This is a genomic window from Hyphomicrobiaceae bacterium (assembly GCA_041397645.1).
Classification (GTDB): Bacteria; Pseudomonadota; Alphaproteobacteria; order Rhizobiales; family Hyphomicrobiaceae; genus Hyphomicrobium_B.
On the sequence record JAWKWE010000004.1, the window covers coordinates 1,975,947 to 1,990,600 of the forward strand.

Annotated in this window: 18 protein-coding genes; 6 read left to right on the forward strand and 12 right to left on the reverse strand. The window is 59.4% G+C overall.

The genetic code is table 11. The features are described from left to right. Positions 1 to 27 precede the first annotated feature (27 nt). From tilS to tolQ, 10 genes are all read right to left on the reverse strand, one after another. Positions 28 to 1,353, reverse strand: coding sequence for a tRNA lysidine(34) synthetase TilS (gene tilS / locus R3D51_09160; protein ID MEZ5899648.1), 1,326 nt, complete (start codon positions 1,351 to 1,353; stop codon positions 28 to 30). Positions 1,354 to 1,410: 57 nt separating this feature from the next. After that, positions 1,411 to 2,418, reverse strand: a complete 1,008-nt coding sequence (gene ybgF / locus R3D51_09165) for a tol-pal system protein YbgF (GenBank protein MEZ5899649.1) — start codon at positions 2,416 to 2,418, stop codon at positions 1,411 to 1,413. A 239-nt stretch (positions 2,419 to 2,657) separates the two neighbouring features. Next, positions 2,658 to 3,467: an OmpA family protein gene (locus R3D51_09170; GenBank protein ID MEZ5899650.1), complete on the reverse strand. Its 810-nt coding sequence runs from the start codon at positions 3,465 to 3,467 to the stop codon at positions 2,658 to 2,660. A gap of 405 nt (positions 3,468 to 3,872) precedes the next feature. Beyond that, on the reverse strand, positions 3,873 to 4,397 hold the full coding sequence (gene pal / locus R3D51_09175) for a peptidoglycan-associated lipoprotein Pal (GenBank protein MEZ5899651.1): 525 nt from the start codon (positions 4,395 to 4,397) through the stop codon (positions 3,873 to 3,875). A gap of 495 nt (positions 4,398 to 4,892) precedes the next feature. After that, positions 4,893 to 5,018, reverse strand: coding sequence for a hypothetical protein (locus tag R3D51_09180; protein MEZ5899652.1), 126 nt, complete (start codon positions 5,016 to 5,018; stop codon positions 4,893 to 4,895). Positions 5,019 to 5,059: 41 nt separating this feature from the next. Beyond that, the gene (locus tag R3D51_09185; protein MEZ5899653.1) at positions 5,060 to 5,197 is read right to left on the reverse strand and encodes a hypothetical protein; all 138 of its coding nucleotides are present in this window, start codon (positions 5,195 to 5,197) and stop codon (positions 5,060 to 5,062) included. Between the two features lie 261 nt (positions 5,198 to 5,458). Further along, a complete protein-coding gene (gene tolB, locus R3D51_09190; GenBank protein ID MEZ5899654.1) occupies positions 5,459 to 6,730 on the reverse strand; it encodes a Tol-Pal system beta propeller repeat protein TolB in 1,272 nt (423 codons plus the stop codon). Between the two features lie 169 nt (positions 6,731 to 6,899). Next, positions 6,900 to 7,979: a cell envelope integrity protein TolA gene (gene tolA, locus R3D51_09195; GenBank protein MEZ5899655.1), complete on the reverse strand. Its 1,080-nt coding sequence runs from the start codon at positions 7,977 to 7,979 to the stop codon at positions 6,900 to 6,902. A 5-nt stretch (positions 7,980 to 7,984) separates the two neighbouring features. Further along, positions 7,985 to 8,440, reverse strand: coding sequence for a biopolymer transporter ExbD (locus R3D51_09200; protein ID MEZ5899656.1), 456 nt, complete (start codon positions 8,438 to 8,440; stop codon positions 7,985 to 7,987). A 27-nt stretch (positions 8,441 to 8,467) separates the two neighbouring features. Continuing rightward, positions 8,468 to 9,184 (reverse strand): protein TolQ, encoded by a 717-nt coding sequence (tolQ, locus tag R3D51_09205; protein ID MEZ5899657.1) that lies wholly within the window; start codon positions 9,182 to 9,184, stop codon positions 8,468 to 8,470. Positions 9,185 to 9,838: 654 nt separating this feature from the next. On the opposite strand from tolQ, the gene R3D51_09210 reads away from it, so the two are divergent. The 6 genes from R3D51_09210 to R3D51_09235 all read left to right on the forward strand — a co-directional run bounded on the left by R3D51_09210 (position 9,839) and on the right by R3D51_09235 (position 13,187). Continuing rightward, the gene (locus tag R3D51_09210) at positions 9,839 to 10,129 is read left to right on the forward strand and encodes a hypothetical protein (protein ID MEZ5899658.1); all 291 of its coding nucleotides are present in this window, start codon (positions 9,839 to 9,841) and stop codon (positions 10,127 to 10,129) included. Positions 10,130 to 10,140: 11 nt separating this feature from the next. Beyond that, positions 10,141 to 10,524, forward strand: a complete 384-nt coding sequence (locus R3D51_09215) for a hypothetical protein (protein ID MEZ5899659.1) — start codon at positions 10,141 to 10,143, stop codon at positions 10,522 to 10,524. Between the two features lie 10 nt (positions 10,525 to 10,534). Continuing rightward, complete coding sequence (locus tag R3D51_09220; GenBank protein MEZ5899660.1) at positions 10,535 to 10,729, forward strand: hypothetical protein; 195 nt, start codon at positions 10,535 to 10,537, stop codon at positions 10,727 to 10,729. A gap of 2 nt (positions 10,730 to 10,731) precedes the next feature. Further along, positions 10,732 to 12,123: an amino acid permease gene (locus tag R3D51_09225; GenBank protein MEZ5899661.1), complete on the forward strand. Its 1,392-nt coding sequence runs from the start codon at positions 10,732 to 10,734 to the stop codon at positions 12,121 to 12,123. A 90-nt stretch (positions 12,124 to 12,213) separates the two neighbouring features. Next, positions 12,214 to 12,897 (forward strand): hypothetical protein, encoded by a 684-nt coding sequence (locus tag R3D51_09230; GenBank protein ID MEZ5899662.1) that lies wholly within the window; start codon positions 12,214 to 12,216, stop codon positions 12,895 to 12,897. Continuing rightward, entirely contained in the window at positions 12,894 to 13,187 is a 294-nt protein-coding gene (locus tag R3D51_09235) for a hypothetical protein (protein MEZ5899663.1), read from the forward strand. The genes R3D51_09230 and R3D51_09235 overlap by 4 nt, the downstream gene beginning before the upstream one ends. A 15-nt stretch (positions 13,188 to 13,202) precedes the next feature. On the opposite strand, the gene R3D51_09240 is transcribed toward R3D51_09235, so the two are convergent. Further along, on the reverse strand, positions 13,203 to 13,685 hold the full coding sequence (locus R3D51_09240; GenBank protein MEZ5899664.1) for a YbgC/FadM family acyl-CoA thioesterase: 483 nt from the start codon (positions 13,683 to 13,685) through the stop codon (positions 13,203 to 13,205). Positions 13,686 to 13,695: 10 nt separating this feature from the next. After that, positions 13,696 to 14,634 carry a metallophosphoesterase gene (locus R3D51_09245; GenBank protein ID MEZ5899665.1) on the reverse strand — a complete coding sequence of 313 codons (939 nt, stop codon included), beginning with the start codon at positions 14,632 to 14,634 and terminating at the stop codon, positions 13,696 to 13,698. Positions 14,635 to 14,654 lie beyond the last annotated feature (20 nt).

Below are 14,654 nucleotides of genomic sequence, written 5' to 3' on the forward strand. Positions count from 1 at the left end.
GTTTCCGGCAATTGGGCGGGCTCGCCCTCAGTGACAGAGCGGCTCGGCGTCCAGTTCCTCCCCGCCGCTCAGGTCCATGGCCGGGTCGGCTTGCAGATACGCCTGCAGGCTCGGGACGGCGACCAGCTTGCCTTGCACCCGGAATGCCGGCAGCGCCGCGACGGCTGCTGCTGGCAATCGGCACCGCGGATCGAGCAGCGGGCCGACCAGTGTTTGACGATCGGTCTCACCCAGCATGCCGACTTCAACGCCCTCAACCCCGCGCCGCGTTCTCACCCTGAAGCGGCGGTCCCAGGTCTGCCAGACACCGGAATGGTCGAGGGTCATGGGCGCGACATCGACCCGCCCGGCCTCCCGCCAGACCTTAACCTGCCGCGCCGTGGTGGTGACGACAGCGCCGCCGAGGGTCGCAGTGAGCCTCCCGTCTGAGGACATGCGTTTCACCATATCCTCAACCTCCGAAAGCTGCGGCACCGGGCTAGCCCCCCCGAAGCGCGAAATGAGATGCGCCAGAACCCGCATCCGCAAGTGCGCAGGCCCGGCATCAAAGGCGGACCGGGATAGGCTGGAATAGATCTCGTCGTTGAACGACAGCTCCAGCGTTTCGGTGAAGCGCGCGACCGCGTAGTCCATGGCTTCTCGCGCTTCTCCGAGCCGCCGCGCACTAGTGGCAATCGCGTCCGCACCGATGCCCTCGTCGCTGAGCCGCGAAAGCGCAACGCGCAGAGCAGGCCGCTCATAGTCGAGGCAGGCGTTGGTCGGATCTTCGACCCAGTTCACGCCACGTGCTTCCAAGGTGGCGATCAGACGTACCTTCGGCACGTCGAGCAAAGGGCGCAGGAGGGTTACTGAACTTTCCTCCCTCAAAGACGTGCGAGGCGCCATCGCGCTCAACCCGTCCAGCCCCGAGCCTCGCTTTAGACGCATCAGGAATGTCTCAGCCTGATCGTCTCGCGTGTGTGCGCTCACGATGCAGACGCTTGCGCCACCAAGGCCCAACGCTGCGCTTTCGAGCAATAGGTATCGCGCGGCGCGCGCTGATGCCGGAATGCCTCGAGCGGGCTTTTCCCCCTCCCACTCCAGCGTGCGGTGCGGCAGAGCGAGCTTCGCCGCACACTGCAAAACAAAGTGCGCTTCTTGCGCCGATTCCGGCCGCAAGCCGTGATCTACGGTAATAACGAGAACCTTGCGTAACGTATCGGGGTGACGGGCAAACCATTCGGCAGCGAGATGCATGAGGGCCATGCTGTCGGGACCGCCCGAAACCGCAAGAACGATTGCGTCGAAGGCGGCAAGCGGCGCCAACAGGCGCTCCGCCTCTTCCATCGTTACGACTGGGGCCTTCTCACCCACGCTTCACACTCCGAACATTAGGATCTTGCCAAGGCTTCGGAGGTCAAGCGTGCGGCTTCACTGACAGCCAACCCGCTGACGCTCCGCTTGCGCACGCGCTTTCACACTCTGAGGCGCATCGGGGAACTTCGAATTCAACTCCGAATAGGATGCGCACGCGGCGTCTTTCTGCCCAAGCCGATCGAGCGACATTGCGAGCTTCAGCAAACTATCGGGCGCCTTCGCACTCTTCGCATAGGTCTGGTAGCCCTGCAGGAATGCACTTGCGGCCGACTTGTACTGGCCGCGCACAAAATAAGTCTCACCAAGCCAATATTGCGCGTTTCCCGCAAGCGAGTCGCTCGGAAACTGTTTGAGGAAATCACCGAAGGCAGCTTCAGCAGCACCATAGTCGCGCTGCAGAAGATAGCCGTAGGCAGTTTCGTACGCCTGGCGTGGATCGCCGCCGCCCTCGCCTGCCGCCGGTAAAGCAGCCGTCTGCACACCCGCTGGTGACGTGGCACCTGCCGCAGACTGCGACGCATAACCGTTGTCGCCAGTGATGACCGGCGGGCCGCTCGAATTGCTTTCCTCGATCAGTCCACCGATCGCATCGTTGTGAACCGACGTCGTGCCGAACGATGACGCCGCTTGCGCCGGACCGGCGGAAGGCGCGACGTACTCACCGCGACGCGGCGCGCCACCCATGCTGCGAATCTGATCGGACAGAGCCTGCACCTGATTGCTGAGCGCCCGCACCTGGTTCTCAAGTGCATCCACCCGTATCGGATCTGCGCCGCCCCCACCGCCCGCAGCAGCAGGCGCCACCGGATTGCGCGCCATGCTCTGAAGCGTGCCGACAAGCACCTGCATGTCGACCAACTGTTCTTCGAGACTTTCAACGCGCGATTTCAAACCCGCATCACCCGCCTGATCGGCGGCTTTCGCTTTCGCGGATTTTGCATCCTGCGCAAACGCATCGTGTGCAAACGTCAACGGCGCAGCCAGCAAGGCCAAAGCGAGCGTACCTGCTGCGAGACGGCGCAAGTGTTGAAACAAGTCTGCGCTGGTCGTGAAGCTCGTCATCTCAATTGCCCCTGTGGTTCTCGTGTGCCGCGACAATGCAATCCAATGTGAAGTCTTCACATGAATGCTTCGAGTGCGAGGCACCGCCCCAATCTACTTGCTCGCTGGCACATGCTCAATGTATCGCGTCCGACGCGCCAGATTTCACATCGTTTCCAATTCATTTCGACGAACGCCCGACACAGCGGAGCTGGCCATTTAGCCCAATCACAAACTGTGGCAATGAAAACACGCCGCTCTTACCGCGCCAAGGGTCGCGTAGGCACGCTTGCGGGCAACTCTATGGCCATCGCCTCCGGCGAAGGCGCGGAAAGTTGCGAAGTCCCCATCCCCGCATAGTTGATCAAAGATTCGACGTGGCGGTTCTGCGCCTGACAGAGCGCGCTCGAACACGTCGCGACAGGATCGGTGGCGCCGCGTGCTTCAACCCGAATGCGCGAAGGTTCGACACCACTTTCAAGCAGCTTTGCCTCAACCGCGCGTGCGCGCGCCAACGAAAGGTCGGCTTCGTCACGGTTGCTTCCCCCGTCAGCAGAACGACCGATCACGGTAACCTCAAGACTTGGCATCCGCTTGAGCCATTGCGCCTGCGCCTCGACGACGGAGCGCGCTCGACCGCCGAGCAACGCGCTATTTTGCGAAAAGAAAACCCGGTCGCCCACGTCCTTCAGGAAACGGTTACGCGTACGGCGAACCTGTTCGGCACTTACAAGAAGTCCGTTTTCCGCGCTCGGCTCGACACCACGCTGGGTGACTGTCTTTGCCGGGATCGAATCGCGAGACGTTGCGCGGCTGACATTGGCGGTGTTGCTGGTCGGCGCAGGGCCTGCGTTGTCGTCACCGGCGCCTTCGTCCTCGTCGAGGCTGATCAACGCCTCAGACGCTGCCGCAGCCTCGGTCGACTGCGGATAGGAAGACAGAATTGTTTCGAAGATTTTGCGTGCCAAATCCGATCGGCCAGCATCGAGTGCGTCGAATCCGTCAGAGAGCAGATCGGAGGGTCCCGATGCGCTCTTTGCCGGACCTGCTCCGGCAGTAGTTGCACTCATCCCGCCCGCGGCAAACGCCATACAGACGGCGAGGACAACTAACCTGAACTTTGAACGACCTCTGATCATGGCACCAAAATCGGACAACCCGCTTTGCCCGCACGTGAACTTGTGGTCCTCCATTGGGGCCAAACTAAGCCAATTGTGGGTTAACTCGCCTAATTGGGAGCAGGTGTTGCAGTATGGTTTACGGACGATCCGCCAACCGAATGCAGCTTAGCCGCAAGTCTTCGGAAGCGCCCCTCGCCGGCGGTCGATTCATCGAAGGAATCGCACGCAAAAGACGCGTAGCAGAACACGGACCATGAACTCATCGCGCGCAAAACGAAACGGCGGGGCCGAAATCCCGCCGTTCAAAGTTTTCGCAGCCAATCTGACCCTTTGAGGGCCAGCGGATCGCTAAGTCTAACGCTGGCTTATCTGGCCACCCGAGTTCAGCACAGTCTGCGCACGACGATTCTGCGACCAACAGGAGATGTCGTTGCAAACCGCCACCGGGCGCTCCTTACCGTAGGAGATGGTGCGGATGCGCTGGCCATTGATGCCGTTTTGCGAAAGGTAGTTGCGCACAGCGGTTGCACGCTTGGCGCCCAGCGCGATGTTGTATTCGCGGGTGCCGCGCTCGTCAGCGTGGCCCTCAATCGTGATGGTGTATTGCGGATACTGCTGTAGCCACTGCGCCTGCTTGGCGAGGGTCTGGCTGGCTTCCGGCGTCAGGTCGACACTATCCGTCGAGAAGTAGACGATGTCGCCGACGTTCTGCGTAAAATCGCGCTGAGAGCCAGGTGTGGCAGCACCATACTTTCCACCAGCTGCGTTCAGCGCAGCTTCCGGCGAATTCTCCTTGTTGGCGCAGGCCGCAGCCGACAGCGCCAACGCAGAAACCGCTGCCAAGCGCAGCGCGGCCAACAAACTCTGTCGGACTAACATCCTTGTCCCTCTCGCTCCATTGGGCCGGAGGGGTCTCCTCTGAAACGGCCTGGGCAACCTTTTGACGTGTGAAGAGATTTAATGTGAGCTTCCGCCGAAAATGTGGCCGCACCAACGGCCTGCACTGGCAGGTGAAAGGCTCCTTGCTGAGGTAATCTAACGTCCCGTTTGTTGATTCTGCCACGGGCACTTCGCGCTCATCCCCTGCCAATTCGCCCCAGGGATGAGGCTCATTCGTCTGTGACAAGAGGTAGAGCTTTCTGCGCCACACGACGATGCACGGGCTGCGAGCTGGGCGTCTTTGGTGGCCCTTGGGTCACGACCGGAAACAAGTCAGAAAACGCTCAGAAACACTGAATCTCGCACCGGATCCGAAGCATGCAACCCAACAAAACCGATACCCAAAAACGAAATCAAGACCGAATTGAAAACGGATCTCTCCGTCAACAACTCGGCCTTGAAAGGTCGTTAGCTAACGTCCTTGACGTAAATCGCTTAGCGAGCGATTTCGGTCTTGGCAACGTCAGCGCCGAGCTTCATCGGAACGTGCTCAACTTCACGACGGCAAGCGCCGAGAGCAACGGCCGCAACGAGCGTAGCGATAAGAATAGCGCCCTTCATGTCTTAATCTCCTTGATTAGTGTCCCAGACTTCTGCCTCAGTTAGCGCGCAACATGCCCGGCTACCGGGACGTCAGCGCCGAGCTTCATCGGTGTATGCTCAACTTCGCGACGGCAAGCGCCAAGCGCCACAGCCGCGATTACCGCTGAAAGAACGATCAGCCCCTTCACACCACGCATGGTCATGTCTCCTGATACGTTTCCGGCAGAAGCCGTAGGATTTGGGTACCCTGGGGGGGGGCTGGCAATCAAGAACTGTCAGGGGTTTGAACGAGTTTTCCAGCCCAACAGATGCGAAAATGCCACTCGATGGCAGCACCTGCCACACGCTAGAGCGCGTACCCTGTCTTGGGCGTTAATACCTTGTTAAGATTTAGTAAAACTTAGGGCCCCAATTACATCGCGCAATTGGAGCCCAGCATATGAGACATGTTTAGCTCATCAATTGAGCAGGGGAGACCATGCCGGATCTGATGCAAACGACGGGGTGGGAACCTGCCGCTCATTATACCCGGTGATATCGACCGAGAAGATTCGCGCGCCCCCGTTCGCACCTTGCGATTCCCGGAAGAACATCAAAACGCGCCCGTTGGGAGCCCAGGTCGGGCCTTCGTTATGGTAGCCCTCGGTGAGAATTCGCTCCCCGCTCCCGTCAGGCCGCATAACGCCGATAAGGAATCGGCCCGACATCTGTTTGGTAAACGCGATGTAGTCCCCGCGCGGCGACCAGACTGGCGTGGAATACCGCCCGCCGTCCGCCCCCGATACCCGGTGAACGCCCGACCCGTCGGCATTCATTACGTAAAGCTCCTGAGATCCCTCCCGGTCGCTTTCAAAGACGATCTGGCGGCCGTCTGGCGAATAGCATGGGCCGGTGTCGATGGCGTTGGTCTGCGGCGTAATCCGGCGGGACTGACGCGATCGCAGATCCATCTCGAAAATACTGCTTGAGCCGTCCTGTGCTCCCAGACTCATGATGACGCGCTGTCCGTCCGGGGAAAATCGCGGCGCAAAAGTCATGTTCGGGAAGTCGCCGACAAGTTCGCGCCGTCCCGTCTCGAGGTTCATGATGAAAACGCGCGGTTGATCGCGCATGTAGGACATATAAGTGATTTCCTGGTTGGTCGGCGAGAATCGCGGCGTAAGCACGAGTTCCTGTCCCTGACTCAGCAACCGCACGTTAGCGCCATCCTGATCCATGATGGCCAGGCGCTTGACGCGCTTATCCTTGGGGCCGGTTTCGTCTATGAAGACGATACGGGTATCGAAATAGCCCTTCTCGCCAGTAAGGCGCTGATAGACCTGATCGGCGATCAGGTGGCCAATCCGCCGCCAATTCTGAGCCGCCGTGGAAAACCGCTGACCGACGAGCTGGCGGCCTGAAGCAACGTCCCACACTCGAAATTCAGCACCCACCTTGCCGTCGCCGGTCTTGACCGTGCGGCCGACCACCAGGGCATCGGCACGGATCGCACGCCAGTCAGGAAACCTCGGCGCGGCATTCACGTCGCGGATCTGCTCCAGGAACGATGCCCGGTCGAGAGGCTGAAACAGGCCAGAACGCTCAAGATCCGCCTGCACGACGTTTGCGACGTCGTTGGCGAGTTGCGGATCATCTCCAAGAAACACTGGGATCGCGATCGGAATTGGAGCGATCGTGCCCTGGGTCTGTGTACCTTGCAGCTGTGCGCTCGCAGGAACTGCTTCGAACATCGTCACCAGGTACGCGAGGCCGACAAGCGCCCAAACGCCTCGAAGTTTCAGTATCGCATTCGACATTCAGGAATTCTCGCTTGTCCGTTGGTACTAAACGCTTCACCCGTGCCGCAGCCTGCCAATTTGATCGGCTTTCGCCGGAGAATGAAGCAAGTGTTAGGCGCAATCACAACATTTCACGCGGATCGAAGACCCAGATGATGTCCTTCCAAGCATCGTATTTGTCCGTGGGCAATAAGTAAGGCTGGCAGGCCTTTACCGCGCGAACTGCGGTTTCGGCCGCCACTTGACCGGAAGCGCCCGAGGGGGCGGAACGCACCGAGGGATCGCCGTCCAGCGTACCATCAGGCTTCAAACGCCATCCCAGTTCGACCACCGGAACCTCATCGCCACCGCCCCCTCCAGGCAAACGCCAGCACTGGGCGAGCCGCGATTTGATCATGCCCGCTAGGAGGTCCTGCTCGCGCGCCGAAAGAACCGTGTCTTTTCCGGTCGCCGTACCTGCTTCTTTGCCGATGGCCGTTGCCGTCTTGCTGGTGCCTGAGGCTTGCTGGCCCTTCTTTGTCGGATCCTTGTCGATCAAAGCCTTTTGGGAATCATCGGGCGCCTTGTTGAGAAGATTAGCGATCTTATTTGGATCAAACTTCTTGGCTTCTTCGGCTTTCCGTTTTGCCTCGGCAAGCTTCTTTTTCTTCAGCTCCTCTTCACGCTTCTTCTTAGCTTCGGCCTTCTTCTTTGCTTCTTCGGCAGCCTTCTTCTTGGCCTCCTCTTCGGCCTTCTTCTTTGCCTCTTCGTCCGCCTTCTTCTTGGCGTCGGCCTCCGCTTTCAAGCGGTCCTCTTCCAGCTTTTGCTGCAGAAGCTTCTGCTCTTCAGGCGTTGGGCCAGGCGGAGGAGGAGGCGGCGGCTCGTCGAGCTTCTTGGCAATGGGGTCAGGTTCAGGCGGCGGCGGCTCTTCAGCCTTTGCGACCTCTTCGGCCGGCGGTGGCGGAGGAGGCGGAGCGTTGTTGGGCTTCTTGGCGTCGTTCTTGGAGTCGTCTGGCTTTGGTTCGTCGTTGGCTTTGGTCTCAAGTTGCTTTGCGTCTTCGCTTCCCTGCTTCAAACGCAGGAACTCGCTTGGCGTGATGACCTCGGCCGAAATGATAGGGGTGTTCTCGTTCGGTAGCTCTGACACCGCGCGCATGGAGAGGTACGCCCAACCGATGAGCGCAGCATGACACATCAGCGATATGACGAGCCCTAATGGCACGTCTTTTAGCCTCCCTTTTCTTCGTCCGTGACGAAGGAGAGTTTATTGAAGCCTCCAGCCTTGATACGCCCCATGACGCGCATGATGACGCCATACGCGACACCTTTATCACCGCGAATATAGATCGGCTCGTCGTAGCCATTCTTGGCGATTGCCTTGAGCTTGTCGGCAACCTGATCGAGTTCAACGGGTGTTTCGCCGATGAAGATCTCGCCGCCCGACTTGACCGTCACCGCGAGCGGCTCCTGCTTGGGCGCCGGAATCTGTTGTCCCTTTGCTTCGGGAAGCTCGACGGGTATGCCGACTTGAAGCAATGGTGCCGCCACCATGAAGATGATCAGAAGCACCAGCATGACGTCCACCATCGGCGTCACGTTGATCTCAGCCATGGGCATGTGCCGTCCACGGCGGCGACGTCCGCGTCCGGTTGGAGCTGCTTGTGTTTTGACGCTTGCACCCATGGCTCGTCCCCTTGTTGACGCGGGCTCTTAGTTGCGCACGTCGATCTGACGCGAGACGATGGCGGCGAACTCGTCGGCGAAAGCGTAGAGACGCTGAGATATCGCGGCAGAGTCGGCTGAAAACTTGTTGTAGAAGATGACCGCGGGAATAGCCGCCATAAGGCCAAGCGCGGTTGCAAACAACGCCTCGGCAATACCGGGCGCCACGACCGCGAGGTTTGTGTTCTTGGAGACGGCAATCGACTGGAACGCGGTCATGATACCCCAGACGGTACCGAACAGGCCGACGAAGGGTGCAGTGGAGCCGACCGTTGCAAGAAACAGCAAACGCCTGTCGAGCCGCTCCATCTCACGGCTGATCGTGACATCCATCACCTTCTCGACACGCAACTGAATGCCGCCAAGCGCGCGGATATTGCCTTCTACCGACCGTTTCCATTCGCGCATGGCAGCAACGAATAGAGCAGCCATGGTGATCGTGCGTCCCCGGGCTAGCCCGGCATAAAGCTCATCGAGTGACTGACCCGACCAGAACAGCGATTCAAACTTGTCGCTCTCGACGCGCGCACGTCGAAACGCGAACAGCTTTTCGAAGATGATCGCCCAAGACCAGATGGATGACAGCAGCAAACCGATCATCACAAACTTGACGACGAGATGGGCCTGCAGAAACAGCTCGAAAAATGAAAACCCGCCTGCGCTCACCGGAGCGATGGCACCTTGGGCAACGTCAGCGGGGTTCATTCATGCCAACCTTTGTTGTCTGTCTGTTGCAACCATGAAGCGACCTGAGCGACGTGCCCAGCTTCGCTCGTCAGCCAAGAAGCCGCGCTCGCCACACGCAAAAGCGAGGCGGACGCGGCGACAAGAAAGCTCACAAACGCGGCAGAGCAATGGTCCGCGTTCCCTCGCCATGGCCGGCGGAAGCGGCATTGAAGGCTGACGTCGGCTTGTTCGACCCAATCCCCGTCACCCAAAAGCACGCCCCGCCGCGCACTGACCCGTATCGCAGTCTTGTTGCCTCGCAATATGACCAAACAAGGGCTTATGGGCAGGGGCGCACTCTGCCGACCGCTCCACTTTTCCACCAGTTTCTGAGTTCGGTTCTGAATAGACCGGGCTTCTCAACGATGAGGCCCTTCGGAGCGTGACGGTTCAGGCCAAGGCGAGTTGATCGCAAATCTCAGCCAATCGGATTAGGTGCGCCGCAAGAACTTTTGTTGCGTGCGCGAAACCATCGATGCGGCGGCAAAATATTATGCACTACGGGCCATTTCGATAAGAAACGATGCCTTGACAATTCGCGTCGATACGCCGCACACTTTCCAGGCAAACAACAAAATTGCCTAACAGGCAAAATCCGTCGGCATTTGACGGTTTCACTAGGGGAGAATTTGGATGTCCACTTCAAGCGACCCAAGGGTCGATCAAATGTACGCGCGCGACCGCGGAGCAGCGCTTCTGGCGCTGGTGACTCTGTGGTCCACACTACTCTTCGTTTTCTGGGAAGTCTTGCCTCTCGTTCCCGAGCCCGCGGTTCTTTACGTGCTGGGCGCTGGCGTAGCGATGGTGTTGCTCTTCAACACCGCCTCGATCCTGGCGATGCTCTCGCACTACAGCGAAGACCGGGGGCCGATCTACGGGCTCGATCTGCACTACCTCGACGAAATGAAAAAGAGCCGGGGCTAGGGAGGCAAACAATGGCTAACGGAAAATACGACCCCCCGAAGCAATCCGCTCTCGGGCAAATCATCGACTCTCTCTTTCTGCTCGTGCTCGTCGGTTTGAGTCTATTTGTGCCCCTGTGGCTCGGACTGGCCGGCGGCGGCAAGGCCGACCTCACCTTCACCGAGAAGACGTGGCAGGGCATGGGACAGAACGAGATAACGGCAGCAGCCTTCGAGAAGCTCGGATATACGCCTGAAACGGCGCACGACATGATCGCCTCACGGTTCGACTACTCATTCGATCCGCTTACCGCGATCATCACTGCGATCGTCATCATCGCCTATTTCGTCTTCGTATTCCGCTTCTCCGACAAAGAGTATCGCGACGTCATCCGCGAACGCTTTGGCGGCAAGTGAGGGGGCCACCATGCCAAATCTTGCAGAAATGAACACATTCGAATTGCTTGAACTCGCAGCCTGGGCAATCTCCTTATTGCTCGGCCTGTGGATGATCGTCGACATGATCCGCACCAATACGGCTTATTCAGACGACGTGCTGTTGTCCTCGCGCGAAGGCGAAATCGAGGACGAACTCATCATTGATCCGACACACAGGGGCTAGCCATGACACAAACAACAGCTGTCCATGGCGAGAAAGTCTCGCTTCTGCGCGTTCTGGGCCCTGGCCACGTCTGGGCTCTGGGCGTCGGCATCGTTCTTGTCGGTGAGTTCATGGGGTGGAACTTCGCAGTCGGCAAAGGCGGCCTCATCGCCGCACTGATCGCCTGCTGGTTTGCCGGCCTGCTCTACACCTGCGTCGCTATGATCGACTCGGAAGTGACCTCTACGGTTGCTGCCGCGGGAGGTCAGTACGCGCAGGCTAAACATATCGTCGGGCCACTTATGGCTTTCAACGTCGGCCTCTTCCTCGTCATGGCCTACACCATGCTGGAGGCGGCCAACGCAATCACGCTCGGCTATCTCGTCCAAGAGGTAGGGAAGATGGCGGGGTTTGAAGCGGCACACGACAGACCCTTCATCGTACTCACCATCATGTTCCTTGCCTGGTTGAACTATCGTGGCGTCTACGCAACGCTGACCTTCAACCTGGTCATCACGGCTATCGCCTTCATTGCGATCGTCGTGCTGTTCCTGGCGTTGACGGTTGCCAAGGTTGCCCCGCTCAACCACGCGGGCTTCATACATGGTGACACCCTGCCCTACGGCTGGATGGGTGTGATCGCGGCCATGCACTTCGGTTTGTGGTACTATCTGGGCATCGAAGGGACGACGCAGGCGGCAGAAGAAGTGCGCTCACCTGCACGCGCTCTGCCGCTGGGAACGATGACCGGTATCATCACGCTGCTGATCGCGGCAAGTATGACCTGGTACATCTGCGCCGGTCTGATGCCTTGGGAATACCTGGGCCAAGCCACGACGCCATTGTTCGACGCCGCCCGCTTGACGGATTCCAACCCGCTCATGGTTCTGCTCTTTATCGGCACCATGTTCGCGACGATGGCTTCTGCCAACGGTTGCATCAACGACGCCTCGCGCGCCTGGTTCTCGATGGGTCGCGACCGTTACCTGCCAACGTGGTTCGGTGCCGTCCATCCCAAGTACCGCACGCCGTTCCGTTCGATCATCTTCCTCGTTCCAGTGGCGTTGATGTTCGCTCTCGGTGCGCCGCTTGATCAGGTCATCACATTCTCGATCCTCTCGGGACTGCTGGAGTACACCGTCATGTCCTTCAACATGATGATGTTCCGCTCCAAGTGGCCGCTGGGCACGATCAAGCGCGGCTACGTGCATCCCATGCATCCGCTGCCCGCAATCGTGCTGCTGGTTCTGTGCAGTGTCACGTACTTCGCGGTGTTCCTGGGTTATGGCACGCAGCTGATGGCCATGATGGTGTTCTACATCGTCGCCTCGGCATGGTTCCACTTCCATCGCTATAAGTACGTTCGCCGTGGCGATCAGTTCTCGATGAACTGGCCGCGTCCGCGAGGCTACTGAGGCATTATCCAGAGCCTTGCGCGGCGCGTCCTTCCTGAGGTGAAGGATGCGCCGCGCGCTTTCGTTTTCTGATTGGTTTTGAGGCCAGTGTTGACTGTCCAAATCCTATTTGCTGCTGGTGCTGCAGGTGTCACTGCGCTGGCGTTGCTTGCCCGCCATGAGCGTCTTCTGGTCAAAGCCCGCCGCCAGAACATTCTGGAGCCGGTACGGGAGCTGTTTGACGACGCGACTTTTGAGACCGATGGCGCTGGCATTCCCCGCATCGAGGGCCTTTACCGCGCGCGACGGTTTAAGCTCGATCTCATTCCCGACACCATGACTGTCAAGCGCCTGCCTCAACTCTGGCTCTCGATCACCGCCCTGAAGCCAACCAACATCGCAGACGCGGGCCTTGTCGTCCTTATTCGGCCCTCAGGTAATGACTATTACTCGCTTGCGCAGCACATGAGCACGCACTTGGATACACCCCGCGAGTTCCCATGGGAGTGTCAGGTGCGCGGCCAGAGCGAACGCTCGCGCGCCACGCTGCAGGCCATCAAAACGGTTGCGGGCGCGATACTGTCCGATCCGAAGGTGAAGGAAATCGCCGTCACGCAGCGCGGCTTGCGCATTGTCTATCAACTCGCCGAGGGCAAACGCGGACAGCATCTGCTGTTGCGGCAGTGCGATTTTGAAGGCACGACGCTCGAGCCGCAATTGCTCGCTCATCTGTCTGGAGAACTCGACACGCTGGCCGCCGTCCTCGGTATCGACCTGGTGGAGAAATCCTCATGATGCAGCAGGCTGTGACACAATCGAAAAAGCCTCTTGATCCCTATGTCGTGCTTGCGATCGCGATACTCCTGCCCGGCATGGGTCATGTCGCGGTCGGACAACCCAAACGCGGGCTCGGGTTCGCGTTCTTCACGCTGCTGCTGGCGCTGTTTACGTACGCGATCACCCCGCCCGACCGCTCGTTTGTCGGACGCGCTGCCATGGGACTGTTTGTCTGGGCGTTGTCGATTCCCGACGCTTACCGGATCGCGCGGATGCAGTACGAAACCTGGAAGCGGGACAACGGGTGATCAAGCGCAACCAAACTATAGTTCGGTGGCCGCGCGATGGGCTTCGAACGCGGAACGCACACGATCGCTGAGACGGAGCGGCTTGCCGGACTTTGAGATCAGAACGATCGTCACATCGGCCTCGAAGATGCGCTTGCCCTCGCGCACGATGGTCTGCTGGAGCGTGATACTTGCCCCGCCAATCTCCCTGACGCGCGTCTCGACCAACAGCAGATCGTCCATGAGACCGGGACGGATGAAATCCATATTCATACGTCGCACGACGAAGATCGCAGGCTCTGCCCCGGAACTGCCGTCGAACATCGAACGCGCGTCCGCACCAAGCAGACGAAGAAAGTCCGTGCGGCCGCGCTCGCAGAACCGGACATAGCTTGCGTGATAAACGATGCCACCCGCATCCGTGTCTTCAAAGTAGACACGCACAGGCAGGACATGGCGCTGACCGGTCTCATCGCTCACGATGCGACCCGCGATGTCCGGCCATTGATCCGTTTTCATCTCATCCCGCTCAGGCTGTAGTACGCTTCCCGAGCTCAACAACGACGATCTCGGGCGGGGAGCCGAAACGCACCGGCAGGCCCGAGCAGCCTATGCCGCCAGACACGACGAGGTGACGTCCCTCCTCCACGATATGACCGTAGACATAGCGGGCCTTGTATTTGGAGGGAACGACCGGCGCATAGCCGAATAGCCGCACCTGCCCCCCGTGTGTGTGCCCTGACAGCGTGAGTGCTATACGATTGGGCACATCGGGGAAAATGTCAGGCTCGTGCGCCATGAGAATGACCGGCGCGTCGTCGGTAATTTTCGCAAGGGTGCCGGGCAGATCGTCGACGCCGCGATAATCGACGCGACCCCGGCGGACGAAATCGGCGTAACGATCCGGCTTGGGCCAGAACGCCCACTGATCTCCAAGGCCGGCAATCCAGAACGGACGGCCATCCTTTACGAGCCGTACCGCATCGTTCTCGTAAACAGGAATTCCCGCGTTCTGAAGAGCAATGGCGGCACGCACAGGCCCTTTTTCAGAAGACTGGATCGCGCGATCTTCCCACCAATCGTGGTTACCCAGAACAGCGTGCACACCCAACGGCGCTTTCAGCCCGGCTAGTGCCTGCGCCCAATCGTCATGAGGTACGGGACGCCCGAAATGACCAAGGCGATGGCCAACAACGAAATCACCAAGCAGAAGGATCGCATCAGGCTCAAGGTCGTTGGTTTGTGCGACAAGGCTTTCAAGCCGCTTTACGCTGACCCATGGATCGATCGCATGCAAATCCGCCAGAACGGCAAGGCGAAGGTTCAACCCTGCGGGCCAGGACGGCGGCGTAATCGCGTAGGAGGTGACGTTGGTACGAAAAGGCTCGGCCAGCGCATAGCTGACAAGCGCCGTTCCGGAAAAGCCCAAGGTGGCGAGCGCTTGTAGAAAGTGTCGGCGCGTCAGCATTCGTGAAACCCGTCCGTGAC

Excerpts from the sequence above, each read along its gene's own strand:
- R3D51_09200 (MEZ5899656.1), bottom strand. The coding sequence starts at position 8,440 with ATGGGTGCAAGCGTCAAAACACAAGCAGCTCCAACCGGACGCGGACGT.
- R3D51_09220 (MEZ5899660.1), top strand. The coding sequence starts at position 10,535 with ATGCCAAATCTTGCAGAAATGAACACATTCGAATTGCTTGAACTCGCA.
- R3D51_09235 (MEZ5899663.1), top strand. The coding sequence starts at position 12,894 with ATGATGCAGCAGGCTGTGACACAATCGAAAAAGCCTCTTGATCCCTAT.
- ybgF (MEZ5899649.1), bottom strand. The coding sequence starts at position 2,418 with ATGACGAGCTTCACGACCAGCGCAGACTTGTTTCAACACTTGCGCCGT.
- tolB (MEZ5899654.1), bottom strand. The coding sequence starts at position 6,730 with ATGTTCGAAGCAGTTCCTGCGAGCGCACAGCTGCAAGGTACACAGACC.
- R3D51_09210 (MEZ5899658.1), top strand. The coding sequence starts at position 9,839 with ATGTCCACTTCAAGCGACCCAAGGGTCGATCAAATGTACGCGCGCGAC.
- R3D51_09240 (MEZ5899664.1), bottom strand. The coding sequence starts at position 13,685 with ATGAAAACGGATCAATGGCCGGACATCGCGGGTCGCATCGTGAGCGAT.
- R3D51_09170 (MEZ5899650.1), bottom strand. The coding sequence starts at position 3,467 with ATGAGTGCAACTACTGCCGGAGCAGGTCCGGCAAAGAGCGCATCGGGA.
- R3D51_09245 (MEZ5899665.1), bottom strand. The coding sequence starts at position 14,634 with ATGCTGACGCGCCGACACTTTCTACAAGCGCTCGCCACCTTGGGCTTT.
- tolQ (MEZ5899657.1), bottom strand. The coding sequence starts at position 9,184 with ATGAACCCCGCTGACGTTGCCCAAGGTGCCATCGCTCCGGTGAGCGCA.
- R3D51_09180 (MEZ5899652.1), bottom strand. The coding sequence starts at position 5,018 with ATGAAGGGCGCTATTCTTATCGCTACGCTCGTTGCGGCCGTTGCTCTC.
- R3D51_09225 (MEZ5899661.1), top strand. The coding sequence starts at position 10,732 with ATGACACAAACAACAGCTGTCCATGGCGAGAAAGTCTCGCTTCTGCGC.
- pal (MEZ5899651.1), bottom strand. The coding sequence starts at position 4,397 with ATGTTAGTCCGACAGAGTTTGTTGGCCGCGCTGCGCTTGGCAGCGGTT.
- R3D51_09215 (MEZ5899659.1), top strand. The coding sequence starts at position 10,141 with ATGGCTAACGGAAAATACGACCCCCCGAAGCAATCCGCTCTCGGGCAA.
- R3D51_09185 (MEZ5899653.1), bottom strand. The coding sequence starts at position 5,197 with ATGCGTGGTGTGAAGGGGCTGATCGTTCTTTCAGCGGTAATCGCGGCT.